Genomic DNA, 26,215 nt, shown 5'->3' with positions numbered 1-26,215 from the left:
AGGCCTCCAACAAGGGAGGCCTCAATAAATATATCTGACCAGTAAATGGTCGTATTATTCTATTTTTGCGACCGCTTGACCGCATCAATAAACACGCTTTTTGCCTTGGTTGAACCAGCCCGCTCGGCCTCGTTCACCAGCTTCATCGCCTTGTCGATATCCCCCGCCTTGACTGCTTTTTCGATCTGGCTCTGATAGAAGGCTTCAGTTTCACTCAGCATGGCAGGTGCTGAAGTTGATGCTGGTAACACGATGGCACTTTTGCTATTGCCTACGGTAGGCTGAGGTGAGGGAGTGATGGACTGGTTTTGCACTGCACCTAATGACATTACCTGCCCTGAACTCAAGAGCTGGCCAGATGAACGCACCGACAGAGCTAAATTACCAGACATGCTGTGTGAGAACACAGGATCAGCTTCTACCGGCTCGGCCAAGCCAGTCTCCTTTGCCCATTTTCTTGCCGCAGACATTACCTTAGTCTCACCCTGACGACTTTTGGGGTCCGCCTTGATAATCATAAACTCAGCCTGCTGGCCAGATGACGCTTGGTCTAAGGTAATATGGCTATCCAGGGAAATGCGACGACCGATGCTGCCATAAACAAGCTGGAATTGCTCAGCATTGACTTCTTTTATAACTCTTAGATTTTTGTCTAAAAAAAGCACACTTGGCAACATAATGCTATCAGTGAAATAAGACTTAAGCGTGATATCTATTTGGCTACGCTGCTTGGGCAGCTGAAAGGCTTTGAAGTAAGACTTGCCATCATTGAAGTCAAATACAGGCGAAGAAGAATCCAAGACTACTTCCAGAGAGCTGTCATCATCTGGCAATGCATCAAGGGGCATCTGAGCAAAATCCGTGCAACATGCGGGAGACGCCATCAAGGTAGCGAATCCAGAATCCGGAATTGACTGTGAGCTATGACTGGCACATCCACCCAACAGCAGAACTCCAGCCACGATCACTGCCACTTTCGTGTTACGTCTCATAATAGCTATTCCTTTAAATCAAGAAGCGACGCATGAACATGCGCCGCTTCTTTTACTGTTAGCTGAGAATCAGCTTAGAACCACACTTCAGCTTCAACACCATAGAACACTTGGCTCTTCTTGTTATTATCAATGCCAATGTTACCAGCAAATTGTTCATCATCTGCGCTCACCCAAGATACGAAAGGCTTGATTTGCGGGCGACCTTAACCATCCCCTCATATGAGCGAGGCGTGGCGCGGCTTCTGAGGTATGATCGCCATCCTTGACCAGCTAATACCCAACAGACTATCCCCATGTTTAACCACGAACTAATCCTCAACCACATCGACGATATATTTGGACAGGACATGCATGCTAAGCGTGTTCTTTCCCTCGCCAATGCTACCCTCGGGGTTATCGAGTCAGGTTCACTGGCCATCCACGCCATCGGTAGTGGCCTCTCCTTGGCCAACGGTCTCGAACGTAAACATGCGGTTAAACAGGTGGATCGCCTGCTCACTAACACCAAGCTCAATGTCTGGAGCCTCTTTGACGATTGGGTGCCCTATGTGGTCGGTGAACGTACCGAGATCGTAGTCTCCATGGACTGGACCGAATTCGATGCCGATGATCACAGTACCTTGGTTATCAGCCTGCAAACCAACCACGGTCGCAGTACTCCGCTGCTGTGGAAAACCCATCGGAAATCGTTGCTCAAAGGGCAACGCAATGCCCATGAGAAAGAGCTGCTCACCAAGCTCAAGCAGACGTTGCCAGAGGGTATCTTCGTGACGGTAGTAGCTGACCGCGGCTTTGGTTACATGGAGCTGTTCGAACGCCTGGAGCAAGAGCTAGGCTTTGCTTATCTCATTAGATTTAAAGGAAATGTTTTGGTTGGTTACCCTGGTGTAGAGCAGGTTCCAGCTCGGGACTGGCTAACGCCGACCGGGCGCACCCGAACCCTCAAAGCGGTGGAGCTAACTGGGCAGCGACAGCCTGTCGAACGGGTCTATTGTTGTCATAAGAGTGGCATGAAAGACGCGTGGTTTCTGGCCAGTAACCGGACCGACCTGAGCGCCGCCAAGGCGTTGCAACTATACGGCCAGCGCTGGGGTATCGAGACCAGTTTTCGTGATATCAAAGATTACAAATTCGGCATGGGTATGGGAGATGTGCACATCAGTAATCCGGTCCGGCGCGACCGACTGTTTTTATTCAGTGCCCTGGCCATCGTCTTGCTGACGCTGCTGGGTAAGGCTGGAGACAGTGTCGGTCTAGAGAGAACGATCAAGGTCAATACCAGCAAGAGCCGAACCTATTCGTTCTTTCGGCAAGGGGTCATCTATTACCAGTTGCTACCTAAAATGAAAGAAGCCAATGCGGTCTTGTTGATGGATAAATTTATCTACTACCTGAAGCAACACCGCTTATATACCCGCACACTTGGAATTATTTGAGTCTCTAAAAATGAGGGGATCTCTGAGGCGGGCGACCCCAGTAGTCAGCATCAACGGTAAAGGCTACAGCGGCTTCCAGAGCGTAATACTTAGCAGTAGTATCGCTATTGTCTACGTCAGAACCAAACCAATTGGCAGCACCACCGGTGGCCTTCTCATTTTTCTCTACAGAATAAGAGCCGGTAAAGATAGCACGCAAATTATCATTGATTTTATAAGATGGTTGCACTGCCGCAACAAAACGAGATACGTCTAAGTCACCATCCCAACCGACATGTTGCGGTGCCCAGTAAGTGACCTCAGTGCCGATTTGCAGGCGGGGAGTCACGTCAGCCACCCCGTAAGAGGTCAAAAACAGCGCCTTGGAGTCTTTACCAAAGCCACCGTTCCAGGAACCGAAGTTAACCCCACGATTGGAGGCCATACCTTCGCCATAAGCGATAGCCGTTTTGGACCAACCTTTAAAACCATAATAATCACGGTTATAGGCAATAGAGGCACCAACACCGGTATCAGCATTGATGGTGTATTTTCCGGTCACCGGATCTCTGTTTGATGCGGCATCAGCATCGGTATTAGATTGCTTCATCCCCTTCAAATCGAAGTCGAAAGTGCCACCAAGAGCTTGCAGACCATAATAATAAATATTCAGTGACGTAGCGGTGCGATTTTCACCGGTTTTGCCGAAGTCATGGCTATTACGAACTTGGCCTGCATCATCAGCTGATACCACGGCCATACCAAAACCACCATTCTGGAAACCAGCACCGACACCGGAAGATTGTTTCCAGAACTCTTTGGTCAAGATCCCTTGTTCACGGTTCAAATAACGTTGACCTGCCCAAATCTTGGTATCCTTATCAAGGAAATCAAAACCAGCCAGCTCCACATAGGCTTCTTTCATTTCAAATTGGGCATCATCACGCTTTGTCTGCAGTGAGCCTTCTGAGGAAACAAAATAGCCTGTGTCACCTGCATTCTGGTTACCATATTCGGCACGAGTGACAAACTCACCCTTTACACCATTTTTTCCTTCAAATTTCTTTTTTACAGACAACTCGACCTGGTTGGCATTTTCATCCATAGAGGTCACAGTACGGTAGTCCTGTTTCCCCAAGGTGTTCATTTTGCTGGCGCCATCGCCATTCCATTGACCACCCAGACGACCATAACCATGTACTTCCCAACCATTATCTGCGTCAGCAGCAACAACAACACCGGAAGAGAGCGCCATACTTACTGCGGCAGCTATCGGAAGCCATTTTGCATTCATTGTCATTTTCCTTTTCCCGCTGAGGATGAGTGATGTCCTAATAATCAAGGCTTAGCCAGTAGATATATCCAAGTGACAAGCAGGTGCGATTATATGGAGCATGCCATCTGGGTGATATGACAACACTCACAAAATGAACGCCCATTGCCAAACCACAACAAAAAGCACATAAAAAACCCTCAAAAACGACAAACCAGCAGAAATAAAGCCCCAGAAAGCAAATTTAAAGCAATAAGAAACCACTTGAAAGCGATACCAACAAAAATATAAGCCATCAAGAAATGTCTCATTAGCTCCACAATTCTTTAAAAACATGATTGAAATCGCTTTCAGCGATTGAACTATTTAGAAAGAACTATGCACATATTTCCACACGAAAGAGGACTCAAAAGAGAAAAAAATAAAACAACAACAGAGATAATTTCTGGGAACATATGAGAAATGACAGTTCACAAATAACAATCCCCTGCCGGTTAAGGATCAGGGGATTGATATGGCTCTATTTCAGAGAATATTCAGGGCTGAATATCCCACTTTTTCAGCCAGCTGAGTGCCACCTGTTCGGATTCATCGTGCACGGTGGCATCCAGCTCCAGCGGGGGCATCACTCGCGTGGCGCCCAGCTCTTGCAGCAATCCGTCTAGCCGACGGCCCGCGCCACAAAAATGGTCATAGCTGCTGTCGCCCATGGCAATCAGGGCATACCGCAGCCCCTTGAGCCAGGGCGCCTTGTCAGCCAGCTCGCTGGCAAAGGGCTGCAGATTGGGAGGAATGTCACCCTGCCCTGTGGTGGCACTGACCAGCAATAAAAAACGGCCGGGGTCGATGTCCGCCAGCCGTGCTTCTTCGTGCAGAGAACAGTGATGCCCCTTGCGTTCCAGCTCATCTGCCAAGGTCTCGGCCACCAGCATGGCTGCGCCATAGACAGTTCCTACCACGATATCGATCTGCGCCATTCTCCTCTCCCTGCTTGAGTCACTCTTTTGAGCAACTCTATCAGCAAGCTGGCGTCAGATGCCACCGGTTCAAGGCTGAGGATCAGGCGCTTAGTAGTCGCTCTCGCTAGCGGGCCAGCCCAGCTCGGCAAACAGACGCAGCACATCCTGACCGAGCGGCGCCTGGATCCGCATCGGCACCTTGAGCACCGGATGGGTAAAGCTCAGGATGCGGGCCACCAGCAGCAGCCGTTCGCAGCCAAAGTGCTCGCGAAAGAAACGGTTGTGGCGGCCATCCCCGTGGGTGGTATCCCCGACAATGGGGTGGAACAGGTGATCCATATGACGGCGCAGCTGATGCTTGCGGCCGGTCTTCGGGAACAATCTGACCAGACTGTAACGACTGGTGGGGTGCTTCTTGGAGACCGCGTGGGGCAGCTCGACCTGATGCAGGCGACGGAAGGTGGTGACGGCATCCTGCGCCGGGCGATCCGGGTTGCTCATGGCATCGGCAATCTTGTCCAGCTGCTCCTTGAGGGGATAGTCGATCACCCCCTGCTCGGGCGCCCAGCCACGCACCAATGCCAGATACTCCTTGTGCACCTGACGTTGGGTGAAGGCTTCGGTGAGTGCGCGGGCAATCACCGGATCGAGCGCAAACAGCAGCACACCGGAGGTGGGTCGGTCGAGGCGATGCACCGGATAGACATGGCGACCGCCGATGAGATCCCGGGTCATCTGCATGGCAAAACGGGTCTCGCCCTTGTCGAGCCAACTGCGATGCACCAGCAGACCGGACGGCTTGTTGACCGCCACCAGCCACTCATCCTGATAGAGCAGAGTCAGCTTCAAGTCACTCTCTTCTCGGGTTTGATCTGGCATCATTGTTCGATCACTTTGCCGGACAGCAGCAGATCGAAGCGGGCGATCAGGCGCAGCAGCGCTTCTGCCTCGGCCAGATCCTCTTTGTAGACTTCGCTGGCCATGGGATAGAGGGAGACGCTGGTGGGCAGCGGCGCCTGCAACATCACCAGCTGCTCCATGCGCGGGATCAGCACGAACTGTAGCCACTGATCAAAGCTCAGGGTATCGACACAAAAAGGCAGGGTGCTTGCCAGGGCTTCGTCACCGGGATGGTCAGCTTGCCAGCGCTCGAGGCGCTGCAACTCGGCGGTGAGTTCCCCCAACAGGCCAGCTACCAGCAAATATTGATTCATCTCGCTCTCTTCCTCATAACCACAGATTGATCCGCTGACCCGACAGGGTCAGCCAGGATGCCGGTACATTCGGTCGCGCAGCACCGGCGATTCAGCCGGCTCGTCGACATACACGGCAGCCAGCGCGGCCTGCCGCCGTTAAAAAAGGGCGATACTATACACCTCCCCCCGCATGGCTGCCATGTTGATATCTGCCGCAACACGCGTCTGCTGCCACTGGCTATCCTCGGCAAGGGCCTTATAATCGGCCCGCATCACCATTAGCCGGATCTCACCATGTCTGCGACGCCTACTGCCATCAATACCTTGACCGAATTTCTGACTCAGGCTGGCACCCAGTTCCAGCTGTTTGACATGGGCCGCCAGGTGCGGCCACTGGCAAGCGATACTTTTGTGCGCATCGAACAGCAGCAAGAGCCCTATCCCTGGCCGCTGCAACAGCACGCTTGGCTCGGCGTACACTTCTTCCAGCCGAACGAGTCTCGCCACTACCTCTGGTTCCTCAAATTCGCCCTCGATGAGCGCGGCCTGCTGATGTCAAATGGTCCCAAACTGTTCATGGATCAGGTGGTGGAGACTCTGGGCTACAAGCTCACCGGCGATCTGGACGAGGAAAAAGCCCAGCGCTTGGCCGACAATCCCTACACCTTCCGCCCGGCGGAGGCAAAAATGGCCAGTCTGCACGCCAAGCTGGCGCGCCAGCTGGAACAGGCCCCTTCCGCCTATTACGATGCCCTCTGCCACTATCTGGCCACCCCCAACGACACCGGTTGGCAGACGCTGGGGCTGCAGGGCTTTGCCGACCTTGCGGAGCGGCTGCATGATGAGCGCAATCTGGCGCTGATCTGCAAGGCGCTGCCCAAACTGCCGCAGGAACCGCTCTATGCCCTCTGCCAGAGCCTTGAAAACGCCCCACTGCCGCCTGCAGTACAAGGCGCCCTGCTCGAGCGGATCGGCAAGGAGCAGGAGTGCGCCGCCCCCAACCCTGAGACCCTGGCCTACCTCTGCCGCGCCATGGCCTCCTGCCCCGGCAGCACTTTGCGCACCAACAAGCTGCTGACCCTGCTGCAAACCCAGCCGAGCCCGGCACTGCTGCTCGCCATCGCTGGCCGGCTCTGGCCCGATCTGAAAGATGCCAATCTGCTCAGCCACTATCTGGAACAACTGGCACTGCAACCGACCCAGTTCTTCAATCAGGTTTTTGCCGAGTTGGTCACTTTACCGGCCCTGCGCAATGATATGCTGGCCAGACTGCGTGACCCCGAGCGCAGCGATGCGCTGGGCAAGGCCATCGGCCGTCTGTTCGCCTCGACCTGACCCCTCGCCTCACCCTCACGCCACGAGGCAACACGGCGGGAAATAGAAAAGGAGATCGGGAGTGCCGAGCAGGACTCCCGGTTATCGACATCACGATAAGGAAGCCCGCCTATGGGAGAGATGCTCGGAATTTTGTTGCTGATTGCGATTGCTGGCCTGTTCTGGCTGCAACGCCAACAGGCAGAAGTGGCCTGGCAATACATGCGCCGCTACTGCCAGCACCATGACCTGCAACTGCTGTCACTGGCTCACCATCGGCGGGAGCTGGCACATAATCCCCTGCGGCTGCTGACCCACTATCAGTTTGAATTTTCCAGCGATGGTGAGAGCCACTATCAGGGCACCCTCAAGATGCAGGGGCTGCACATCGTAGGCGTTGATCTGCCACCCCATCGCATCCCCTCAGCCTGATCTCCAATCTCGTCTCTGCGCCCGATGGCTGTGCCTGTCTATAATCTCAGGGATTAAACAAAGGGAGAGACGAGATGGAACCCCTTGTCCACGATCTGCCAGCCCTGTTTGCCCAGCTCGGGATGGCCAACGACGAGCTGAGCCTGCACCGCTTTGTGCACGACCATCACCTCGACAATGAAACCCTGCTGCCGGAGGCCGGTTTCTGGAACGCCGCCCAGGCCAGCTTTCTGCGCGATGCCCTGTGGAACGACTCCGACTGGTGTGAAGCGATCGACCAGCTCGATGTGATGTTGCGCCAGCCCCGCTAGCCGCCCACCCCTTTCCTCCCCAGCCGGCTTTGGTTAAGATCCCGCCCCGATATCGATCCCCCCTTCTCACCCAGAGCATGCTTATGTCCGCCCACGAGATCATCCGAATTGCCAACGAGCTGGCCGCCAAGGGCCTGACGCCCACCACTGCCATGATCAAGGCCCGCCTCACTCAGCCCGTGCCGATGGCCGAGCTGCTGAAAGTGCTGAGCCAGTGGAAGCAGCAGCCCGTCGCGACCGCTGAGAGCGAGATCCTGCCAGAGGCTGTGCCTCAGCCAGCGCCGGAGCTCACCCTGCAGCAACTCGCCGAACAGCTCGCGCGCATCGAACAGAAGGTGGATCGCCTGACCGACCTGCTCCTCCAACAGGGGCAAGGCTGAACCATGTATATCGTCGAACTCTGCTTTGAGTGTTACCGCGATACCTCCCTTGGCGACGCCGAGCGGGCCATCGTCAACTACCTCGACATGCTGCGTTATCAGGGCCAGATCCTCGGGCGGGAGTTCCCCACCAGTATGCACGACGGCTATTTCGTCAGTCGGGTGGTCTGCCCGGAGCAGGATAGCCTGCACCCCGATAACCAGAGCGATCAGGTCAAGCTGGCGGAGCAGCAGCTCAATCAGGCCGGGCTGCTGGCGCCGAAACTCCAGCTGCAGGGGGCGGATCTGCTCTCCGACAGCACAGATCCTTGCGGCCAGCAGGGCGAGCGGCCGAGCTGGATGATGCTCTACACCAGCTTTTTGCATACCTGCTCGCCGCTGCGCTGTGGCGACCACTTCGCCCCCATTCCGCTCTACCAACTGCCCGCGGTCGCCAACGGCGATCAGAAGCAGATCATCAAGTGGCAGGAGGATTGGGAGGCGTGCGATCAGTTGCAGATGAACGGCTCCATCGCCGAACATGCGGCGCTGCACGAAATCGGCGAAGTGGGCAGCCGCCTCTACCGGCGCGGCAGCGATCTGGCCAAACGGTTGGAAGTGCTGAGCGGCATCCCCACCTACTACTACCTCTACCGGGTGGGCGGGTTGAGCGCTGCCGAAGAGAAGGCGCGCCCCTGCCCCAGCTGTGGCGGTGAGTGGGCGCTGGCAGAGCCGCTGCACGAGATCTTCGACTTCAAGTGCGACAGCTGCCGTCTGGTCTCCAACCTCTCCTGGGATTTCAAGGATTAAGCGCGTTCCCTGTACACGATGCCATAAAAAAGAGCCTTGCCGCATGGCAAGGCTCTTTTCGTTCCGATGAGTAACCTTGGCTCGAGCAGGTGCTATTGCGGCAACGTCTCCAGCCGTTCCAAAAACGCTGGCAAGGAGGACGCCAACGTCAGACGGCGACCAGAATCGAGCCACTCCAGCCACACCTGACCACTCTCGTTATCCAGCGAGATGAGCGTCATCTCGTTGCGGGTGGTGGCAATAAAGATGGAGGGGGCTCGTTTTAGCTTGCGCAACATCAGCAGATGGCCGATGAGGTTCTCCTTGAGCAGATCGAGATCCGCGTCGTTCCATGGCAAGATCAGTTCAAGGCGCAGCCCCTTGAAGAGGCAGGGGATGGGGCGGCTGAACCAGTGCCCGAACAGGGCAATGGCGCTGGGATGAATTGTCAGCTCAAGGGCATCGGCCATGGCCGTAAAATCGGCGGGCTCGGAGCGATAGTGAGGACGCCAGGCCACCCGACCATCGGCGGGCTCACCAAGCTGGCAGGGGGAACGCCAGTCCGCCTCCCACTCGCACAGGGGCAGGCCTCGTCTGGCCTCGCCATCCCGTTGCCAGCGGGCAAAAAAGTGCTCCAGGGCAGACAAAACTTGATCCGACATCGAAAATCCCCACAATTGCTGGCAAAGTCCGCTATTGCACCACCAAACTCGGTAACAGACAAGGTTGCCAGCCGACCTTGCGACCCGAGAAACAACAGAACCTGGGATACAGAGAGGCCGACGCCCAAGCCAAACGGCTGCGACCATCCGGCCCAGCAATGGCCTGTTTCATTCCACTCATCATGAGCACATTACGTGAGCAACCCTGTGAGCAAACAAGATAGATACGCCGGGGCCAGCGCCCTGACCGGCCTGAGCCTGGGCCAGCAATCCGATTACATCAGCCAGTACACCCCCTCCCTGCTGCAGCCGGTTCCCCGCAGCCTGAACCGGGATGATCTCCAGCTGGGCGATGATCTGCCCTTTAGCGGTTGCGATGTCTGGACCCTCTATGAGCTCTCCTGGCTCAACGCCAAGGGCAAGCCGATGGTAGCGGTGGGGGAAGTGACCATTCCTGCCACCAGTGCGAACCTGATCGAATCCAAATCCTTCAAGCTCTACCTCAACTCCTTCAACCAGACCCGTTGCGACTCTATCGAGGCAGTCGCCGCCATGCTGACCAAGGATCTGAGTGCCTGTGCGGGGGAGACCGTCAAGGTGATCCTGTTCCCCCTCGACAAGGCGCCGCACCAGATTGCCCAGCTGCCCGGCGAGTGCATCGATGAGCAGGATATCGAGGTAGACAATTACGAGTTTGATGCGTCCCTGCTGCAAGGTGCAGCCGGTAGCGATCAGGTAGAAGAGACCCTGCACAGCCACCTGCTCAAATCCAACTGTCTGGTGACCAGCCAGCCCGACTGGGGCTCTGTGGTGATCCGCTACAAGGGGCCGAAACTCGATCGGGAGAAGCTGCTGCTGCGCTATCTCATCTCGTTTCGCCAGCACAACGAGTTCCACGAGCAGTGCATCGAGCGGATCTTTATCGACCTCAAGCACTATTGCCAGCCTGAGCAGTTGACCGTCTATGCCCGCTATACCCGCCGCGGCGGCCTCGACATCAACCCGTTCCGCTCCGATTTCGAAGCCGTGCCCGCCAACCTGCGTCTGATCCGCCAATAAAGTCGAGCTGCGACAGAGAGGGCAGGTACGCTGCCCTCCATGACTGGCAAAAGGCTTCAATTGATGCTTTACGCAGCAGGGATAAGGGGGCTGGATAATAAAATCCAGACGAAACCCACTTGCCGGCCACCAGCAAACCACAGTAAACGCTGGACTCGCAGGGGGGGGCTTGGATAACATGCCAACACCTCTGCGCCGTCCTTAATCCAATGAATCAACTGTTTTTTCTGGCCATGATGATGTCCTCCCTGTCAGCTCCGAATCTGGATCTGGACAAGGAGCAACTCTCTATCGATCTGCAACAAGCGCAATCGATGGTACTGACCGATCCTGCCAGATGCGTCCAGATCACCACCGCCTTCCTGACGCGCGCAGCCAATAATCCCCAGCAAATCATCAGCAATCGCCAGGAGTTCGGTTATCGCGAGCCCATCCTGAGTTACAGCACGGCGGCCCAGACTATAGGCGCCCACCTGCTCAAAGGGGAGTGTCTGCTGCAACTGGGCCAATATCAGGCCACCCAGCAAGCGCTCGACAAGGCGATGGCGCTGGCAGACAAAGAGCGACAACCGGAACTCAAGGCCCACGGCCTCTATCTCAAGATCCGCAGTCAGGCCCTCAAACCGGATAACCAGAGCACCAGCCGTGCCCTGATGGATCAACTGGACGAACAGCTGGCCGTCCCCACGCTCAAGCAGAGCCAGCTCCAGATTTATGGCCGCCTGCAACGCACCAGCTACGACATCGAGAACCAGCACTTCGATGATGCCAAGGCCCACTTGGCAGATGCGCGGATCTGGGCCGCCAAGACCCCCAATCCTCTCGCCAGTGCCTGGGTCAGCGCCATCAGCGGCGACCTCTATCGCGCGCTGCAGCAGCCGCAACTGGCGCTTGGGGAATATATCGATGCCCAGCAACAGGCCAAAAGCCTCAATGACCCGCTCTTTCTCGGCCTGCTGTCGAACCAGATAGTGAAACTCTACCAGCAGGAGCAGGAGCCACAGAAAGCGCTGCAGTATGCCAATGAGGCGGCCAACTACTTCCACTCCATCGGCAACCCCTCCCTGCTGTGCGACTCCCTGATGGTGCTGGCGCGACTCAACCGCGAGCAGGGCGACCTAAATATGGCGCTGGTCTACTTCTTCAATGCGCTGGATCTGCTCGATGAGGGGAGCAACCGACCGCAAGCCTCCCTGCTCAAATACGAAATCGGCAAAACCTACCTGCAAAGCGGCAACCTCTCGCTGGCCAGCAACTACCTCAATGCGGCCCGTCAGTCCCACGAGCTGAACGATGCCAAAGAGCCGCTGATCGATACCCTGTTGCTGCTCGGCGAGCTCTATCTGAAGAAGCAGGAGGCCGCCATCGCCATCCTGCAGTTGGAGAACGCCCGCGCGCTGGCCAATCAGCTCGGTGATACCCGCCGTCAGTACGAGGTATTCCGCCTGTTGTCGCTGGCCTATGAGCAGAAGGGGTATCTGCGCCAGGCCCTCGACAGCTACAAGCGCTTCCACCGTCTTGGCGAGGAGGTGCGCCAGCAGGAGCAGGCTATGGAGCAGGCGGCGATCCGCGACAACTATGTCCAGGTCGAGCGGGTGCAACATATCAAAGAGCTGGAGCAGCGACTTAACAACAGCCAGCATCAGCAGGAGCGCTATCTCTGGTCGAGTATCACCACCAGCCTGCTGCTGGCGCTTTTTATCTACCTCTTCTTCACCCTCTGGCTCAAGCTGCGTACTGCCCGCCTGCAACTGAAACGGACCAATGAGGCCCTGCTGATCGAGCCACGTTCGGGGCTAGCCAACTGGCAGCGTCTGATGAACCGCTGGCCGAGGGAGATGGCAAAGCGCCAGCTGAAATCGGATCGCTGGTACCTCAGTGAACAGCCCTCCAGCGAGTTCGATGACAAGCTGCACTATCTGCTGTTCCGGGTGCCCTTTCTGGTCAACACGCTGGAGCGCCACGGCTATCAGGCCAGCAGAGAAATCGAGCAGGCCTTTGGTGCCTATATGGACACCCTGACCCCGCAAGATGGCCGTATCTATGACTTGCGTGAAGGACACATGCTCTATGTGGTGCCACAGCGCCACGTCACCAACCTGCATCAACTGGCGGGAGACCTGCTGACCGCCATCGCCGCCTTCCCTTGCAACTATCCGCTGGATCGCCGGATCAGCCTCGGGATTGTCAGTCACCCCTTCCTGCCGAAAGCGGCGACCGCGCTCGATCACAATGGCCTGTTTGACCTCTGCTATCTCGCCCTGTCGGGAGCCATTCAGCTCAGTGAAAAATGCCAGCAAAACGCCTGGTTGGAGCTCGCGGCGATCGATTGCCAACAAGCGGCATTTTTTAATGGAGATGTGTGGCAATGCGGCCTGATGGCAATTGACAAGGGACTGGTAAAAGTCAATTCTTCTCATGAAAAGCAATGGGTTAATTGGCCCAGCCTTGCAAGGAAGCCGGCAGCCGATAACCACCAGGAAATAATGTAGATAACAGGCGAGGATCGAAACCAGGTTCGACCACTGTTGCTATCCAACACCAAAAACAATAATGACAACAGGGCGACCTGATAATGAATGACATCGCTGCCGTAGCAGGACAATTGGCAAGACTCAGGGAATCCCTTCAGCAGAAACAGCTGGAACTCGACGGCGTGCTGTCGTTTTCCGATGCAGAGCGTGCTCGCGGCATCCAGTTTATCAACAAGTTGATGCTCTCCTGCCGTGGCTTCGACCGCGAGCTGGACAATCGCTTCGCCAAGCTCAAGCAGAAACTGGATAACAATCCCGCATTTACCTCGCTGGACGCCGACCTGCTGGCCATTGAAAAATTGCTGCAGCAGCACAGCAATGCGCTGGAAGAGTCGATCACCCTGACTCAAACTGCCATCGATCTTGGTTCCAAACAGCTGAAAACCATCAAGGGCTTCCCGGAAGAGACCCGCAAGTCCCTCAAGGAATTTCTGGCAAGTCCGGTCGGTTACGGCATTGCCGACCACCAGAAGAAGGTGATCAAGCTGCTGGAGTTCTACCAGCAGGCGATCAAGATCCAGCTGCTGCCAAGCCAACCCCTGTTGGCACCTTCAGGTGCAACTCAACAAGAAAGCGATACTGCCAGCAACGATGGCCAGCCCGATGTAGACCCGTTTGATCTAAAGGATCACGCTCGCATCGCTGATGAGCTGCAGCGGCTTATCACCGAACTCGACTTTGCCGGCGCCATCGGCGAGAGCCTGAGCGACATTCGCCGCCAACTGCTGATCGGGCTCAACCCTGCCCTGCTGGCGGAAACCTGCCTGCAGGTGATCGAGCTCATCATCGAAGGCACCCGTGAGGAGCGTAAAGCCTCTCGCGCCTTCCTCAGCTCCCTCAACGAGAGCCTGTCCGCAGTACATGTCGGCTTTACCGAATCCCTCGATGAGGGGCGCGCGCTGCAAAACGAAACCCGAGAGACCCGCGAGGCGCTGGTCAACGAGTTGCAGGCGATCGATCACTCCCTGGCCAGCCATAACTCCATCGATGCGCTCAAGCGCGCCATCTCCGGCCATATGGGCGCCATCAACCTGCTGCTTCAAGAACGGGAAAGTACCGCAGCACGGGAACGTCACCTGCTCACCCGCCTCTCCACCATGGAGTCCAAGCTGCGCTTGATGAAGGAGGAGACCGCCGAGTACAAGAAGCGGCTGACCATTCAAAAACACAAGCTGTTCCTCGACAGCCTGACCCAGGTACACAACCGGGCCGCCCTCGATGAACGGCTGGAGCAGGAATACAAACGTTGGCTTCGTTACCGCACTCCGCTCTGCATGGCGATCATCGACATCGATCATTTCAAGAACATCAATGACAACTACGGCCATATGGCGGGTGACAAGGCACTGAAAGTGGTCGCCAAAGCGCTGCAGAGCGCGCTGCGTGACACCGACTTCATCGCCCGTTTTGGTGGGGAAGAGTTCGTGGTGTTGCTGCCCAACATCAACCCGGACAAGTTCCAGAAGCCGCTGGAGACCCTGCGCCAGACCATCAAGAGCATCCCGTTCCGTTTTCGCGATGCCAAGGTGGAGATCACCATCTCCATCGGCGCAACCCTGTTCAAGGATGGGGATAACCCGTCAGATGTGTTTGAACGGGCGGACAAGGCACTCTACCACTCCAAGCACACCGGTCGGGATCAAGTGACACTGGCCTGACAAGCGGCTAAAAAAACAGCGAACAGTCGTCGCCCTATTTCCCTCCACCCTCTGTTACCACTACTATCGATCTCAGGGGATGCAACATAGCGTCCCCTTTTCTCCCCAGGGAAAAACAGAACGATAACAAGTGAGTAAAGGGGAACCTATGATTACGCACATCAATCCCGTCGGCAGCATGGATTTGCTGTCACAGCTTGAGGTGGATCGCCTCAAGCAGACTGCCTCCAGCGATATATATCAACTGTTTCGCAACTGCTCGCTGGCAGTGCTCAATTCCGGTAGCCATACCGACAGCTCCAAGGAGATTCTGGAGCGCTTCAAATCGTTCGATATTCATGTGATCCGGCGCGAGCGCGGGGTCAAGCTGGAACTGTTCAATGCCCCCGAGCACGCCTTTGTCGATGGCGAGATCATTCGCGGCATTCAGGAGCACCTCTTCTCGGTGCTGCGCGACATTCTCTATGTCTCCAATCAGCTCGAGTCCAACCGCCAGGTCAATCTGACCAACTCCACTCATATCTCCAACGTGGTGTTCGCCATTCTGCGCAACGCCAAGGTGATCCTGCCCGGCGCCGATCCCAACCTGATCGTCTGCTGGGGTGGCCACTCCATCAACGAGATCGAATACCAGTACACCCGCGCCGTGGGCAGCGAACTGGGCTTGCGTGAGCTGAACATCTGTACCGGCTGTGGCCCTGGCGCCATGGAGGGCCCGATGAAGGGGGCCGCCGTTGGCCATGCTAAACAGCGGGTGCGCAACGGGCGCTACATCGGCCTGACCGAGCCCTCCATCATTGCGGCCGAACCGCCCAACCCCATCGTCAACGAGCTGGTGATCCTGCCGGATATCGAGAAGCGGCTGGAAGCCTTCGTGCGTCTGGGCCATGGCATCATCATCTTCCCGGGCGGGGTCGGCACAGCCGAAGAGCTGCTCTATCTGCTCGGCATCATGATGCATCCGGCCAACGAGCGGCAGCCGATGCCTATCATCCTGACCGGCCCGAAAGAGAGCGCCGACTACTTCCGTGCCATCGACGACTTCATCAAGGCGACCCTCGGTGAACCGGCGACCAAGCTCTACCGGATCATTGTCGGTGATGCGCCGGAAGTGGCCCGAGTGATGAAAGAGGCGATGCCGAAAATCCGCGAATACCGCAAATCGGTCGGCGATGCCTACTCCTTCAACTGGTCCCTCAAGATTGAGCCGGAGTTCCAGCTCCCCTTCGAGCCGGATCACGCCAGCATGGCCAGTCTGGATCTGCACCGCAACCAGCCGCCCCAGTTGCTGGCCGCCAACCTGCGTCGAGCCTTCTCCGGTATCGTCGCCGGCAACGTCAAGGAAGGGGGCATTCGCGCCATCGAGAAGAAGGGCCCCTTCAAGTTGCACGGCGACAAGGAGCTGATGCACCTGATGGACAAACTGCTGGAAAGCTTCGTCAAGCAGCAGCGGATGAAGCTGCCGGGCAGCCAGTATGTGCCCTGCTACGAAATCGTCCGCTAGGATACAGATACATCATCGACATAGGGGCGCATCGGCGCCCCTCTTTATTGGCTCAATGCCTTCCCGACAGCCATCAATCCCCCATAAGGCAAGCGGTTTGTTACAATGGGGCGTCCCGACCGCCAAGAGTGCCCCATGTCAACTATCCGGCCACACCTGCTCATCATCGATGCCCTCAACCTCATTCGCCGTCTGCACGCGGTACAGGCCCAGCAGGCACTGCCCCCTGCCCAGGCGCTGGTTGCAACCCGCGCCAACCTTATCAATACCTGCCGCAAGCTGCTGGCCAATAGCGAGCCGACCCATGTCATTGCCGTGTTTGATGGCGAGGTGCATAGCTGGCGCAAGGAGGTCTATCCGGCCTACAAGGAGGGGCGAACCCCCATGCCCCCCGAACTGCGTGAGGGGTTGACGACCCTGCAGGACGCCTTCTGGGAGTGCGGTGTCGATGCACTGCTCTCCGAGACCGATGAAGCGGATGACCTTATCGCCACCCTCGCCAGTGGCATCGCCAGCCATGGCCATCAGGCGACCATCATCTCCACCGACAAGGGGTTCTGCCAACTGCTCTGCCCACAGATCCGGGTGCGCGACTACTTCAACAAACGCTGGCTGGATGCGGCCTTCGTCCAGCAGCAATATGGGGTAGCCCCTGCTCAGCTGGTCGACTTCTGGGCCCTGACCGGTATCAGCGGTTCCAATATCAAGGGGGTTCCGGGGATCGGCCCCAAGACCGCCACCCAGCTGTTGCAGCAATATGGCAATCTGGCAGCCATGCTCGAAGCCTGTCAGCAAGAGGACGCCGCCAAGCCACTGCTCAAGCTGCGCCAACATAAGGATGAAGCCCTGCTGGCCCAGCGGCTGGTGCACTTGCAGCGGGATATTCCGCTGGGATTCAACCTGCGGGACATCCGCTACCCGCCCCAGCCGAACTGAAGTGCCGAACAAAAATGCAGGCAAGGGCGTGAACCATGACGAGACTCACCCTCGCTGTTGATAAAAGTGAGTAGAATGTAAAGGAATGTGGTTGGTTTGCTGAGTAAATGCTATAAAGCAGCCCCATCCTCCCCTATACCCTGGAAGTGGAACCCTCTCATGTCCAAAAGAAAAATTACCGTGATCCCCGGCGACGGCATCGGCCCCAGCATCATTGAATCAGCCATCCAGATCCTGACCCATGCGGGCTGTGACTTTGAGTACGAATACGCTGATGCGGGTCTGGTTGCCCTCGAGAAGCATGGCGAGCTGCTGCCCCAGGCTACCCTGGATCTGATTGAGAAGAACAAGGTGAGCCTGAAAGGGCCATTGACCACACCGGTCGGCGGCGGTTTTACCTCCATCAACGTCTCCCTGCGCAAGAAGTTCAACCTCTACGCCAACGTGCGTCCGGTCATCTCCTTCAAGGGCACCAGAAGCCGTTACGACAACATCGACATCATCACGGTGCGTGAAAACACCGAAGGGATGTACTCGGGTGCAGGTCAGAAGCGCAGCGATGACAACAAGAGTGCCGAGGCGATGAGCATCATCACCCGCGAAGGGGCCGAGCGCATCGTCAAGTTTGCCTTCGAGCTGGCTCGTCAGGAAGGGCGCAAGAAGGTCACCATCATCCACAAGGCGAACATCCTCAAGTCAACCTCCGGCCTGTTCCTCGAAGTGGCACGTGACATCGCCAGCCACTACCCGGATATCCAGAGCGAAGAGATGATCGTCGATGCCGCCTGCATGAACCTGGTGATGTACCCAGAGCGTTTCGATGTCATGGTCACCACCAACCTGTTCGGCGACATCCTCTCGGATCTTTGCGCCGGTCTGGTCGGCGGTCTCGGCATGGCGCCCGGCGCCAACATTGGCGATGGCGCGGCCATCTTCGAAGCTGTCCACGGCTCTGCGCCTGACATAGCTGGCAAGAATATCGCCAACCCGACCTCGGTGATCCTTGCCTCCATCCAGATGCTGGAATACCTCGGCATGCAGGATAAAGCAGAGCGGATACGCGAGGCAGTACGAGCCACCATCGAATCCGGTGATCGGGTCACCCGCGATCTGGGTGGCACGGCTTCCACCAGCGAATTCACCCAGGCCATCATCGATCGCCTGTGAGTTAATTCATTGATTTTAAAAGGGAGCTTCGGCTCCCTTTTTTATGTTTCCGAATCCTTTGCCACTCCCCGAACAGCAACTATGTTCAATAGAGAAAAAGAACAGGGAGTGTTTTTCATGAAGGGATACGGGTGCTATCTGGTGTCGGGCCTGATGCTGGTGTGTGGTACTGCCAGTGCTTTCGAGCAGGATCAACAGACCCAAACCGCCAAACTGCCACAGCAGGAAAAACGGACTGCCACCGAGGTATGGCGCTCGAGCCTGAATACCAACGACCTGCTCAAGGCACCCAAACCCCTGTCGTTTGGTATTGAAGTCTCCACCGACAACTTTGGCAATCAAAAGATCACCTCCTACCCGCAGCTCAATCTGACCCCGGAAAAGAGCGTCAGTCTATCGATTGAACGCTTCAGACCCAAGGTCAAATTCAAAGCCGGTGGACTGCATACGGCAATCAGACTGAGAGGGGATGGCATCAAAATGCAGTTCAATCCGGTCGACAAAACCATCCCGCTGCAGATCGAGATCAAGGTGACTGACGACGAATCCTCCCTGCGCCTCGATTACCGTTTCTGATTTTTCGAGCCCTGAATAGCAAAAGACCGACAGGTTTCCCTGTCGGTCTTGGCTTTTATCGTTCTACCTGAACGCTTACATCACGCCTTAGGCTCGAGTTTGGAGACCCAGTACTTGTTGTAAACATGCACGGTGATCTCTTCCCGATCGTGATAGAGCTGCTTGGCCTGGATCACGAACGCGTTGTCGATCTCCTTGAGCATCTCGCGCAACACCTCGATATTGTGTACCGATTCAGCATAACGCTTCTTCATCGGCAACTTGAGGTTGAACATCGCCTCCTGGCAGTCGCCCTCACGGAACCAGTCCGCAATCATATGAACGACCCGCGCCGGTTTATCGACCATGTCGCACACCAGCCAGTAGGTGTTTTTCTTGCTCGGACGCCAGACGAAACCGTCATCCCGGATATGCTTGACCTGGCCGGTATCCATCAGGGATTGGGCCATCATGCCGTTGTCAACCGCCGTCACCATCATGCCACGACGCACCAGCTGATAGGTCCAGCCACCCGGGCAGGCGCCCAGATCCACTGCCTTCATGCCTGAGCAGAGACGCACATCCCACTCTTCCCGCGGCACGAACACGTAAAACGCCTCCTCCAGCTTGAGGCTGGAGCGGCTCGGCGCATCGGCCGGGAAGCGCAGGCGCGGGATCCCCATGTGGAATCCGGAGTTATTGAACGAATAGGAGTAACCCAGCAACACGTGATCATTGGCCATGAAGAAGGCGTGGAACACCGGACGGTTCGGCGTCTCCTTCTTGGTCAGGATCTCGTTGCTGCGCAGCGCCTGACGAAGCGGCACGGTGAACTTGCGGCAGAAGGCTGACAGCTCTTTCGCTTCGTTGGTATCCGCGGTTTCAACCCGCAGATCGCCGCAAATGGTGTAGTCACTCACCGCCTCAAGTATGGGGGAGATCCTGTCCGCGACATCCAGATCCTTCAGCTCATGGGTGACCACCAGCATCTGGCGGATGAAGATGAGCTCCCGGAACGGCAGCTTGCGAGCCAGCAGGTCCGCCTGCTCCTCGTCATACAGTTCGAAGATCACATAACCGCTGTCGTCCTTGACCCGGGCGAAACCGTAGCACTGCATGTTACCGGCACGCTCGGTGATCTCTGCAGCCGCCTCTTTCTCAAAACCGGGGCGGCAATAAAGCAGCAGATTATTCATTTTTTCCTCCAAGACGACAGCCGGCCCAAATCAAAGCCGCCCATCCCAACATAAAACAGAGGCCACCGGCCGGGGTAATCAACCCCAGCCCCTTGCTGCCAAGCAGCACCATGGCGTAAATACTGCCGGAGAATCCGATGATCCCCAGCACAAAAGCGGTGCCAGCCAGGTGGATCACCCTGCTGCACACACCACACCAGCCCAGAACCAGCAGGGCCAATGCGTGAAAAAACTGATATTGCACGGCAGTATTGAATGCCGCCAGACGCTCGGGCGTAATGCCGGTCGCCGCCAATCCATGGGCGCCATAAGCCCCCAGCATGGTGGCCGTCAACCCGAAGAGACCAGCCAGTATCAGCCAATGTCGATGGATCTGCATCCTCACTCTCCCTCTCTCATCACGGCTGGCAATCAAACCAACCCTCTCGTGCTATCCATGTCGAGCCACAAAATGGCTGATGGCCGCCGCTGCATGCTGCATATTCTCCTGCTCACTCACGCCACTGGCTTTACGCGGTTTGAAACCATGATCACCATCGGTCAACCAATGGACCGATACGGCGGGTGAGAAGGGGAAATCGGCCAGTTCGGCACGACTACCGAAGGTGTCGCGCTCCCCCTGCAACAGCAGGGTTGGCACTGCAATATGCTTGAGTACCTCGCCTCGCCAGCTGTCGGGCTTGGCCGGAGGGTGGAAAGGATACCCGAGAATGAGCAATCCTGCAGCATTCATCTCACCCTCGCCTTCGCTATACAGTTCCGCCGCCATCCGCCCGCCCATCGACTTGCCCGCCAGAAACAGCCGTGGATGGGCAAACTCGCGGATCATGTCGCGCCAATGGGCTAGCAGTACAGGTGCTCTGTCCGGCGGACGGCGCTTGCCATTCTGTGTTCGCTTGGTCATGTAGGGAAAGTTGAAGCGCACCACTTCGATGTCGGGGCCAGCCAGCAGGCGTGACAACTCGGCAAGAAAAACATGCTCCATCCCGGCGCCTGCCCCGTGGGCCAGCAAAATGCGAACGGGGGCATCAACTGCCCCCTCGCGGATCACATCAGGCATCGGCGAGCCTTGCTCTGCGACGCGCCTCTTCCTGCTCCACCAGCTCCAGCATCCAGTCGCGGAAGGCAACGATCTTGCCCTGATCCGACTGTTGCTCCTGGCACACCAGATAGAAGGCATTTTTGCTCACCAGCACCTGCTCGAACGGGCAGATAAGGCGGCCAGCCTCAATCTCGGGTTGTGCCAGCACACTGTGGCCAAGCGCCACCCCCTGGCCGTGGATCGCCGCCTGGATCACCATGGTTGAGTGGCTGAAGATGGGCCCCTGATTGACGTTGGGTGCATCGATATCGAGCTGGCGGAACCAGGCCTTCCAGTCGCGGCGGGAGGTATCGTGCAGCAGGGTATGAAGAGTCAAATCTTGCGGCGTACGCAGCGGTTTGGGCCCGGTCAGCAGCAAGGGGGAACAGACGGGGATCAGGTATTCGGTATGCAGCTTGTCACTACGCAGACCAGGCCAGTTGCCGCGCCCGTAGTAGATGGCCACATCCACATCATCGGTGAGCGACCCTTCATCGAGATCGACCGCCTTGATCCGCACATCGATATCGGGGTGACGCTCGCTGAACTTGACCAGCCGCGGCACCAGCCACTGGATGGCAAAACTCGGCTGCAAACTGACAGTCAACGCCCCCTTGGCACTGCGGGCCAGCAGCTTGTCGGTCGCCTCAGAGATGGAGGCAAAGATGTCCTTGATATCCAGGAAATAGCCCTGCCCCTCTTCGGTCAGCAACAAGGAGCGATTTTTGCGGCGGAACAGCTTGATGCCAAGATACTCCTCCAGCGCCTTGATCTGGTGACTGATGGCAGCCTGAGTCACAAACAACTCTTCTGCTGCGCGGGTAAAGCTTAAGTGACGAGCCGCTGCTTCAAAGGCCTTGAGGGCATTGAGCGGGGGTAAACGACGAGACATGACACCAGCCGACGATGAGTTTTTCTAATGGGGCGCATTATAATTTGTCGGTTGCGGGTCGACCAGTGAATAAACATAATTCGCCCAGCAATCAGTCGTCATATGGCTCACATTTTCTACTACGTGTTGGTTTACATGTGTTTTTAGTGAGTCTTTCGACTGCGATTGTGGTGTTGTGTTTCTTCCTCTGCGGGAAGAGGGGCTCAAATCTCACCGGTTTGACCCAGTCTGTCATCTGAATGTGTTTGGCGCCTCCAGCTGGATGGCGCCTTTTTTCATCCCTTCTATACCTTGAACTGCCCCACCAGCTGCTGCTGTTTATCCGCCAGCGCAGAGAGCTCGCGACCATTTTCGGCGGAGGTCGCCGCCTCGGCCCGAATGGTGTGGCTCACATCGCGAATGTTGCTGACGTTGCGGTTGATCTCGTCCGCCACCCGGCTCTGCTCCTGCGCCGCCCGGGCAATCTGCTCATTCATCTGATGGATGGTGGAGACTGACTGGATAATCTGCTCCAGTACCTGCACCGAGAGATCCACCTTGGCGAGGGTCTCGTCAGCCTGTCCATGACCATCGCGGATCGCCTTGACCACGGCGCCGGTACCGGATTGCAGTTGGCTGATCAGGGTCTGGATCTCGACGATGGCATTCTGGGTGCGACCGGCCAGATTGCGCACCTCATCGGCCACCACGGCAAAGCCACGGCCCTGCTCACCGGCCCGCGCCGCTTCAATAGCCGCATTCAGCGCCAGCAAGTTGGTCTGCTCGGCAATTCCCTGGATCACGATAAGAATGTCATTGATGTTGTCGCTGTTGGCGGAGAGCCGCTCCACCACCGGCTGGGCATCGTTGATAATGGTCATCAGCTTGCGCATCGCCTCCTGGGTGTCGGCAACGACATATTTGCCCTCTTGCGCCGCGGCATCAGTGGTGTTGGCAGCCGCCACCGCCGAGCCGGCATTACCGGAGACCTGCAACGCCGTGGCGCTCAGCTCTTCAAATGCCGTTGCCACCAGATCGATCTCCTGATACTGGGCCTGCATGCCACTGCTGGTGCGCTCAGCCACTTGCGCTGCTCGCTCGGCACTGTTGCGCGTACCGGAGACGGTATCAATCACCTGACTGATGGTGGATTGCAACTTGTTGAGGAAGCTGTTGAACCACTTGGCCAGCTCGCCGATCTCGTCTTGCCGCTGGATCTCGATACGCTGGGTCAAATCCCCCTCGCCGCTGGCGATATCCTTGAGACGGGCAACTACGGCGCGGATGGGTGCCACAATCTGGCGCGCCATCAACCAGATAAAACTCAGGGCAACCAGCGAGATCAGCACTCCGATCGACAGCTGCGAGACCACGCTGCGATTGGCCTCACTGGCCAGCTCATCTTGCAGTTGCTGGGCCGAGGCCAGTACTACGGCCCGTGGCAATTCAATGTAGATGCCCCATTTACGGTCGGTGCCACGCATGGATACCGGGACAAAGGTCTGCAACAGGGCGCCGTCGCTGCTCCAGCGAGTCAGCTCCTGCCCCTGACTGAGCCAGCCTTTCAGCTCGCTGGCCAGCCCCTGATACTTCTGATCCAACCCGCGCCCCATGGTCACATCGAACTCATCGGCTCCCGCCACGCGCCCCTCGTGACTGACCAGCAATATTCTGCCCTTGCCCTCATAGAGCTCCTTGTCCATGGTGCTGACCAGACTCTGCAAAGTGGCCAGCGAGATATCGACCCCGACCATCCCCAGCAAGGTCTCCTGCTCCAGCAGCGGGACCGTCACCGAGGTCATCAATATCTGTTTATCGCCCACATCGTCCAGATAGGGCTCCAGCAGGCAGAGGGCACGGGTGCGAATACTGCAGCGATACCACTCGTTTTCGATTCCACCCGCCTCGGTCGGGCTCTCATCGGCCAGTACATCCTCATTCTGCACTTCCGGCTCAATCTTGCCGTTGTCATAGGCCCAGTAACTGGAAAAACGCCCCTTGTCGTTGGAACCCAGCGCCGTTGAGCCCTGATAGTTGCTGTCTTCCCCATCCAGCTGATCAGGCTCGAACACCGCGTAGACACCAAGCAGATTGGTCGATGAGGCAACGGCATCGTGCAGTTGCTGATTGACGGCGCTGCGCAGCGCCTCCGAATGGACAAAGTTCTCGGCCGCATTCTTGCGCTGGAACAACACGCTCTCCGCCAGCAAACTGGCGCGGAAATAGGCCTCATCGAGATAGCTGGTCAGCTTGGCCGCCTGCTCCGAGCCCATCGCCTTCATCCAGTTCTCGGCCGACTGCTGCGCCTCATGCATGGTGGCTTGCCGCACCTGCTGTTGCATCTTGTTCGCGTTGTAAATCGAAGAGGCAACCAGAGCGGCGGCTGTCACCAACAGACAGCAACCGGCGATCAGGGTAATCCGACCCTGGACAGAAAGAGCGCTCATGCCAATATTCCTACGTCATACAGATATGGATAGATTATCGACTTTATAAACAAAAACTTAACTCTCTACAGCAAATCCAGCGAGAGTTGATTAACTTCACCCTCTTTTGGCAAACCCACCACCAAGCCCAGCAGGCGAACCGAACGCCCTTGCGCCCGCTGTAACCCCTCTTTGAGCAGGGGAACGAACAAGGCTGGCTGATAGCCACCCTGACTGCGATAGACAGTGGTCTGGTGGAAATCGGCAAACTTGAGCTTGATTCCCTGCCCCATCACCTGCTCGGCAGGGCACGCCAGCTGAAATCGCCGCTCAAGCTCCGGCAGCAGTTGCTGCAATACCGTCAAACAGGCGGCTTCGTCACAAACATCGCTCGCCAGGGTGGTCTCCACCCCGATGGTTTTGCGGATCCGGTGCGCCTGCACCGGCTGTTCATCCAGCCCCCAGATCCGGGTCGTCAACATCTCCCCCAGCTTGCCAAAACGACTGCACAGCTCTTGTGCCGACAAGGCCCGCGCATCCTCACAGGTGTAGAGCCCCTGCGCCTCCAGCCGCTCGGCGGTCTTGCGCCCCACCCCGGGCAGTTTGCCGAGGGGCAACTGGCAGACAAATTCGGCCACTTCGTCGGGACGAATGACAAACAGACCATCGGGTTTGCGCTGCTCCGAGGCGAGCTTGGCGAGAAACTTGTTGGGGGCCACTCCGGCCGAGGCGGTCAACCCCAGTTCGGAGACGATGGCTTGCCGGATCTCTTGCGCCATCAGGGTAGCGCTGCCGCCACAGCAGCGGCTGTGGGTCACGTCTAGGTAAGCCTCATCCAGCGACAGCGGTTCAACCTGATCGGTATAGCGCAGGAAAATTGCTCTGAGCTGACGGGAGATATCCTTGTACACCGCCATTCGCCCGGGGATCAGTACCAACGGCGGGCAGAGTTTTTTCGCCAGCGCGCTCGGCATGGCGGAGCGCACCCCGAACCGGCGCGCCACATAGTTGCAGGTCGAGATGACACCACGCCGCTCGGAGGACCCACCGATGGCAAGCGGCACCTCCCGCAAGGCCGGATTGTCCCGCATCTCCACCGCGGCAAAAAAACAGTCCATGTCGATATGGATGAACTTGCGCATACCACTGTATAAATAAACAGACACAGCATCATCTTACCCCAAGGATAACCGCAGCTCTATCTCTCTCGTTGCGGCTAAAATAGTAGACTCCAAGGAGACCTTTACTACCACAATTACAAGGAGCGTTCGGGATGAAATATCTTTGGCTGGGACTCTGTTTGCTGCCGTTGACCGGCATCGGCAAGAACAACCCGACGGCAGAGTGCCGCTGGCTCTACGACCGGATTGAGATACTGGAACAGGCCATCAAGAAAGGGGACAAGCTCGGCACAGAGCAAGAGTTGTCACGCTGGCGTGAAGAGTTTCGCAAGAAGAAGTGCAAACAGTACGACTACTGAGCCGGACAAGATGGCGTGACCGACAACGGCAGATAACAAACGG

The 26,215-nt window shown here is 56.9% G+C and carries 26 protein-coding genes; 14 read left to right on the top strand and 12 right to left on the bottom strand.

The genetic code is table 11. From position 1 onward, the window contains the following. Nucleotides 1-59: 59 nt before the first annotated feature. The gene (locus ACTG1K_RS08250) at nucleotides 60-992 is read right to left on the bottom strand and encodes a MalM family protein (protein WP_257687079.1); all 933 of its coding nucleotides are present in this window, start codon (nucleotides 990-992) and stop codon (nucleotides 60-62) included. 296 nt (nucleotides 993-1,288) lie between these two features. Between ACTG1K_RS08250 and ACTG1K_RS08245 the strand changes: the two genes are divergently transcribed. Then, on the top strand, nucleotides 1,289-2,431 hold the full coding sequence (locus tag ACTG1K_RS08245; protein WP_041204923.1) for an IS4-like element ISAs18 family transposase: 1,143 nt from the start codon (nucleotides 1,289-1,291) through the stop codon (nucleotides 2,429-2,431). 4 nt (nucleotides 2,432-2,435) lie between these two features. Here ACTG1K_RS08245 and ACTG1K_RS08240 read toward each other — a convergent pair whose 3' ends face one another. The 4 genes from ACTG1K_RS08240 to ACTG1K_RS08225 all read right to left on the bottom strand — a co-directional run bounded on the left by ACTG1K_RS08240 (nucleotide 2,436) and on the right by ACTG1K_RS08225 (nucleotide 5,856). Beyond that, a complete protein-coding gene (locus ACTG1K_RS08240) occupies nucleotides 2,436-3,704 on the bottom strand; it encodes a carbohydrate porin (protein ID WP_440005071.1) in 1,269 nt (422 codons plus the stop codon). A gap of 515 nt (nucleotides 3,705-4,219) precedes the next feature. Then, a complete protein-coding gene (locus ACTG1K_RS08235; RefSeq protein ID WP_103251463.1) occupies nucleotides 4,220-4,660 on the bottom strand; it encodes a flavodoxin in 441 nt (146 codons plus the stop codon). Between the two features lie 90 nt (nucleotides 4,661-4,750). Further along, nucleotides 4,751-5,524: a tRNA pseudouridine(65) synthase TruC gene (truC, locus tag ACTG1K_RS08230; protein ID WP_103251462.1), complete on the bottom strand. Its 774-nt coding sequence runs from the start codon at nucleotides 5,522-5,524 to the stop codon at nucleotides 4,751-4,753. Then, the gene (locus ACTG1K_RS08225; protein ID WP_005338596.1) at nucleotides 5,521-5,856 is read right to left on the bottom strand and encodes a YqcC family protein; all 336 of its coding nucleotides are present in this window, start codon (nucleotides 5,854-5,856) and stop codon (nucleotides 5,521-5,523) included. The genes truC and ACTG1K_RS08225 overlap by 4 nt, the downstream gene beginning before the upstream one ends. A 276-nt stretch (nucleotides 5,857-6,132) precedes the next feature. On the opposite strand from ACTG1K_RS08225, the gene ACTG1K_RS08220 reads away from it, so the two are divergent. The 5 genes from ACTG1K_RS08220 (at nucleotide 6,133) to ACTG1K_RS08200 (ending at nucleotide 9,064) form a co-directional block, all read left to right on the top strand. Next, on the top strand, nucleotides 6,133-7,173 hold the full coding sequence (locus ACTG1K_RS08220) for a DUF3549 family protein (RefSeq protein WP_440005070.1): 1,041 nt from the start codon (nucleotides 6,133-6,135) through the stop codon (nucleotides 7,171-7,173). Nucleotides 7,174-7,284: 111 nt separating this feature from the next. Continuing rightward, nucleotides 7,285-7,584 (top strand): DUF3301 domain-containing protein, encoded by a 300-nt coding sequence (locus tag ACTG1K_RS08215; protein WP_335820540.1) that lies wholly within the window; start codon nucleotides 7,285-7,287, stop codon nucleotides 7,582-7,584. A gap of 74 nt (nucleotides 7,585-7,658) precedes the next feature. Continuing rightward, entirely contained in the window at nucleotides 7,659-7,895 is a 237-nt protein-coding gene (locus ACTG1K_RS08210) for a DUF2789 family protein (RefSeq protein ID WP_005338602.1), read from the top strand. Between the two features lie 83 nt (nucleotides 7,896-7,978). Next, nucleotides 7,979-8,275: a DNA-binding protein gene (locus ACTG1K_RS08205; RefSeq protein ID WP_005343755.1), complete on the top strand. Its 297-nt coding sequence runs from the start codon at nucleotides 7,979-7,981 to the stop codon at nucleotides 8,273-8,275. A gap of 3 nt (nucleotides 8,276-8,278) precedes the next feature. Then, nucleotides 8,279-9,064, top strand: coding sequence for a Zn-ribbon-containing protein (locus ACTG1K_RS08200; protein ID WP_346215476.1), 786 nt, complete (start codon nucleotides 8,279-8,281; stop codon nucleotides 9,062-9,064). 92 nt (nucleotides 9,065-9,156) lie between these two features. Here the strand turns inward: ACTG1K_RS08200 and syd are convergent, their stop codons facing one another. Further along, nucleotides 9,157-9,705 carry a SecY-interacting protein gene (gene syd / locus ACTG1K_RS08195; protein WP_440005069.1) on the bottom strand — a complete coding sequence of 183 codons (549 nt, stop codon included), beginning with the start codon at nucleotides 9,703-9,705 and terminating at the stop codon, nucleotides 9,157-9,159. 207 nt (nucleotides 9,706-9,912) lie between these two features. Here syd and queF point away from each other — a divergent pair, with 207 nt between their 5' ends. From queF to ACTG1K_RS08160, 7 genes are all read left to right on the top strand, one after another. Further along, the gene (queF, locus tag ACTG1K_RS08190; protein ID WP_440005068.1) at nucleotides 9,913-10,764 is read left to right on the top strand and encodes an NADPH-dependent 7-cyano-7-deazaguanine reductase QueF; all 852 of its coding nucleotides are present in this window, start codon (nucleotides 9,913-9,915) and stop codon (nucleotides 10,762-10,764) included. 209 nt (nucleotides 10,765-10,973) lie between these two features. Then, on the top strand, nucleotides 10,974-13,256 hold the full coding sequence (locus tag ACTG1K_RS08185) for a tetratricopeptide repeat protein (protein WP_257690594.1): 2,283 nt from the start codon (nucleotides 10,974-10,976) through the stop codon (nucleotides 13,254-13,256). An 83-nt stretch (nucleotides 13,257-13,339) separates the two neighbouring features. Continuing rightward, nucleotides 13,340-14,956, top strand: a complete 1,617-nt coding sequence (locus ACTG1K_RS08180) for a diguanylate cyclase (RefSeq protein ID WP_429017662.1) — start codon at nucleotides 13,340-13,342, stop codon at nucleotides 14,954-14,956. A 148-nt stretch (nucleotides 14,957-15,104) separates the two neighbouring features. Continuing rightward, nucleotides 15,105-16,460, top strand: a complete 1,356-nt coding sequence (ppnN, locus tag ACTG1K_RS08175) for a nucleotide 5'-monophosphate nucleosidase PpnN (protein ID WP_005338611.1) — start codon at nucleotides 15,105-15,107, stop codon at nucleotides 16,458-16,460. A 135-nt stretch (nucleotides 16,461-16,595) separates the two neighbouring features. After that, nucleotides 16,596-17,396: a flap endonuclease Xni gene (xni, locus tag ACTG1K_RS08170; RefSeq protein WP_440005067.1), complete on the top strand. Its 801-nt coding sequence runs from the start codon at nucleotides 16,596-16,598 to the stop codon at nucleotides 17,394-17,396. Nucleotides 17,397-17,555: 159 nt separating this feature from the next. Next, nucleotides 17,556-18,563 (top strand): isocitrate dehydrogenase, encoded by a 1,008-nt coding sequence (locus tag ACTG1K_RS08165; protein ID WP_136501477.1) that lies wholly within the window; start codon nucleotides 17,556-17,558, stop codon nucleotides 18,561-18,563. Between the two features lie 117 nt (nucleotides 18,564-18,680). Next, nucleotides 18,681-19,139 carry a hypothetical protein gene (locus ACTG1K_RS08160; protein WP_139437254.1) on the top strand — a complete coding sequence of 153 codons (459 nt, stop codon included), beginning with the start codon at nucleotides 18,681-18,683 and terminating at the stop codon, nucleotides 19,137-19,139. Between the two features lie 80 nt (nucleotides 19,140-19,219). On the opposite strand, the gene rlmM is transcribed toward ACTG1K_RS08160, so the two are convergent. The 6 genes from rlmM to dinB all read right to left on the bottom strand — a co-directional run bounded on the left by rlmM (nucleotide 19,220) and on the right by dinB (nucleotide 25,834). Next, nucleotides 19,220-20,314: a 23S rRNA (cytidine(2498)-2'-O)-methyltransferase RlmM gene (rlmM, locus tag ACTG1K_RS08155; RefSeq protein ID WP_005338617.1), complete on the bottom strand. Its 1,095-nt coding sequence runs from the start codon at nucleotides 20,312-20,314 to the stop codon at nucleotides 19,220-19,222. Next, nucleotides 20,307-20,693: a DUF423 domain-containing protein gene (locus ACTG1K_RS08150; RefSeq protein WP_157161258.1), complete on the bottom strand. Its 387-nt coding sequence runs from the start codon at nucleotides 20,691-20,693 to the stop codon at nucleotides 20,307-20,309. Before ACTG1K_RS08150 ends, rlmM begins: the two co-directional genes overlap by 8 nt. 51 nt (nucleotides 20,694-20,744) lie before the next feature. Next, the gene (locus ACTG1K_RS08145) at nucleotides 20,745-21,374 is read right to left on the bottom strand and encodes an alpha/beta family hydrolase (RefSeq protein WP_157161259.1); all 630 of its coding nucleotides are present in this window, start codon (nucleotides 21,372-21,374) and stop codon (nucleotides 20,745-20,747) included. After that, nucleotides 21,367-22,287, bottom strand: coding sequence for a transcriptional regulator GcvA (locus ACTG1K_RS08140; protein ID WP_005338622.1), 921 nt, complete (start codon nucleotides 22,285-22,287; stop codon nucleotides 21,367-21,369). The genes ACTG1K_RS08145 and ACTG1K_RS08140 overlap by 8 nt, the downstream gene beginning before the upstream one ends. A gap of 284 nt (nucleotides 22,288-22,571) precedes the next feature. Beyond that, the gene (locus tag ACTG1K_RS08135; protein ID WP_440005066.1) at nucleotides 22,572-24,713 is read right to left on the bottom strand and encodes a methyl-accepting chemotaxis protein; all 2,142 of its coding nucleotides are present in this window, start codon (nucleotides 24,711-24,713) and stop codon (nucleotides 22,572-22,574) included. Nucleotides 24,714-24,778: 65 nt separating this feature from the next. Continuing rightward, the gene (gene dinB / locus ACTG1K_RS08130) at nucleotides 24,779-25,834 is read right to left on the bottom strand and encodes a DNA polymerase IV (RefSeq protein WP_440005065.1); all 1,056 of its coding nucleotides are present in this window, start codon (nucleotides 25,832-25,834) and stop codon (nucleotides 24,779-24,781) included. 131 nt (nucleotides 25,835-25,965) lie between these two features. On the opposite strand from dinB, the gene ACTG1K_RS08125 reads away from it, so the two are divergent. Continuing rightward, entirely contained in the window at nucleotides 25,966-26,172 is a 207-nt protein-coding gene (locus tag ACTG1K_RS08125; protein WP_106842353.1) for a hypothetical protein, read from the top strand. Nucleotides 26,173-26,215 lie beyond the last annotated feature (43 nt).

This window comes from Aeromonas sp. 102P, from assembly GCF_051920345.1.
GTDB classification, from domain to species: domain Bacteria; phylum Pseudomonadota; class Gammaproteobacteria; order Enterobacterales; family Aeromonadaceae; genus Aeromonas; species Aeromonas veronii.
Note: the sequence above shows the minus strand (reverse complement) of the source record. Positions and strands in the feature narration are given on the sequence as shown.

Excerpts from the sequence above, each read along its gene's own strand:
- ACTG1K_RS08250 (WP_257687079.1), bottom strand. The coding sequence starts at position 992 with ATGAGACGTAACACGAAAGTGGCAGTGATCGTGGCTGGAGTTCTGCTG.
- ACTG1K_RS08245 (WP_041204923.1), top strand. The coding sequence starts at position 1,289 with ATGTTTAACCACGAACTAATCCTCAACCACATCGACGATATATTTGGA.
- ACTG1K_RS08240 (WP_440005071.1), bottom strand. The coding sequence starts at position 3,704 with ATGAATGCAAAATGGCTTCCGATAGCTGCCGCAGTAAGTATGGCGCTC.
- ACTG1K_RS08235 (WP_103251463.1), bottom strand. The coding sequence starts at position 4,660 with ATGGCGCAGATCGATATCGTGGTAGGAACTGTCTATGGCGCAGCCATG.
- truC (WP_103251462.1), bottom strand. The coding sequence starts at position 5,524 with ATGATGCCAGATCAAACCCGAGAAGAGAGTGACTTGAAGCTGACTCTG.
- ACTG1K_RS08225 (WP_005338596.1), bottom strand. The coding sequence starts at position 5,856 with ATGAATCAATATTTGCTGGTAGCTGGCCTGTTGGGGGAACTCACCGCC.
- ACTG1K_RS08220 (WP_440005070.1), top strand. The coding sequence starts at position 6,133 with ATGTCTGCGACGCCTACTGCCATCAATACCTTGACCGAATTTCTGACT.
- ACTG1K_RS08215 (WP_335820540.1), top strand. The coding sequence starts at position 7,285 with ATGGGAGAGATGCTCGGAATTTTGTTGCTGATTGCGATTGCTGGCCTG.
- ACTG1K_RS08210 (WP_005338602.1), top strand. The coding sequence starts at position 7,659 with ATGGAACCCCTTGTCCACGATCTGCCAGCCCTGTTTGCCCAGCTCGGG.
- ACTG1K_RS08205 (WP_005343755.1), top strand. The coding sequence starts at position 7,979 with ATGTCCGCCCACGAGATCATCCGAATTGCCAACGAGCTGGCCGCCAAG.
- ACTG1K_RS08200 (WP_346215476.1), top strand. The coding sequence starts at position 8,279 with ATGTATATCGTCGAACTCTGCTTTGAGTGTTACCGCGATACCTCCCTT.
- syd (WP_440005069.1), bottom strand. The coding sequence starts at position 9,705 with ATGTCGGATCAAGTTTTGTCTGCCCTGGAGCACTTTTTTGCCCGCTGG.
- ACTG1K_RS08185 (WP_257690594.1), top strand. The coding sequence starts at position 10,974 with ATGAATCAACTGTTTTTTCTGGCCATGATGATGTCCTCCCTGTCAGCT.
- ACTG1K_RS08180 (WP_429017662.1), top strand. The coding sequence starts at position 13,340 with ATGAATGACATCGCTGCCGTAGCAGGACAATTGGCAAGACTCAGGGAA.
- ppnN (WP_005338611.1), top strand. The coding sequence starts at position 15,105 with ATGATTACGCACATCAATCCCGTCGGCAGCATGGATTTGCTGTCACAG.
- xni (WP_440005067.1), top strand. The coding sequence starts at position 16,596 with ATGTCAACTATCCGGCCACACCTGCTCATCATCGATGCCCTCAACCTC.
- ACTG1K_RS08165 (WP_136501477.1), top strand. The coding sequence starts at position 17,556 with ATGTCCAAAAGAAAAATTACCGTGATCCCCGGCGACGGCATCGGCCCC.
- ACTG1K_RS08160 (WP_139437254.1), top strand. The coding sequence starts at position 18,681 with ATGAAGGGATACGGGTGCTATCTGGTGTCGGGCCTGATGCTGGTGTGT.
- rlmM (WP_005338617.1), bottom strand. The coding sequence starts at position 20,314 with ATGAATAATCTGCTGCTTTATTGCCGCCCCGGTTTTGAGAAAGAGGCG.
- ACTG1K_RS08150 (WP_157161258.1), bottom strand. The coding sequence starts at position 20,693 with ATGCAGATCCATCGACATTGGCTGATACTGGCTGGTCTCTTCGGGTTG.
- ACTG1K_RS08145 (WP_157161259.1), bottom strand. The coding sequence starts at position 21,374 with ATGCCTGATGTGATCCGCGAGGGGGCAGTTGATGCCCCCGTTCGCATT.
- ACTG1K_RS08140 (WP_005338622.1), bottom strand. The coding sequence starts at position 22,287 with ATGTCTCGTCGTTTACCCCCGCTCAATGCCCTCAAGGCCTTTGAAGCA.
- ACTG1K_RS08135 (WP_440005066.1), bottom strand. The coding sequence starts at position 24,713 with ATGAGCGCTCTTTCTGTCCAGGGTCGGATTACCCTGATCGCCGGTTGC.
- dinB (WP_440005065.1), bottom strand. The coding sequence starts at position 25,834 with ATGCGCAAGTTCATCCATATCGACATGGACTGTTTTTTTGCCGCGGTG.
- ACTG1K_RS08125 (WP_106842353.1), top strand. The coding sequence starts at position 25,966 with ATGAAATATCTTTGGCTGGGACTCTGTTTGCTGCCGTTGACCGGCATC.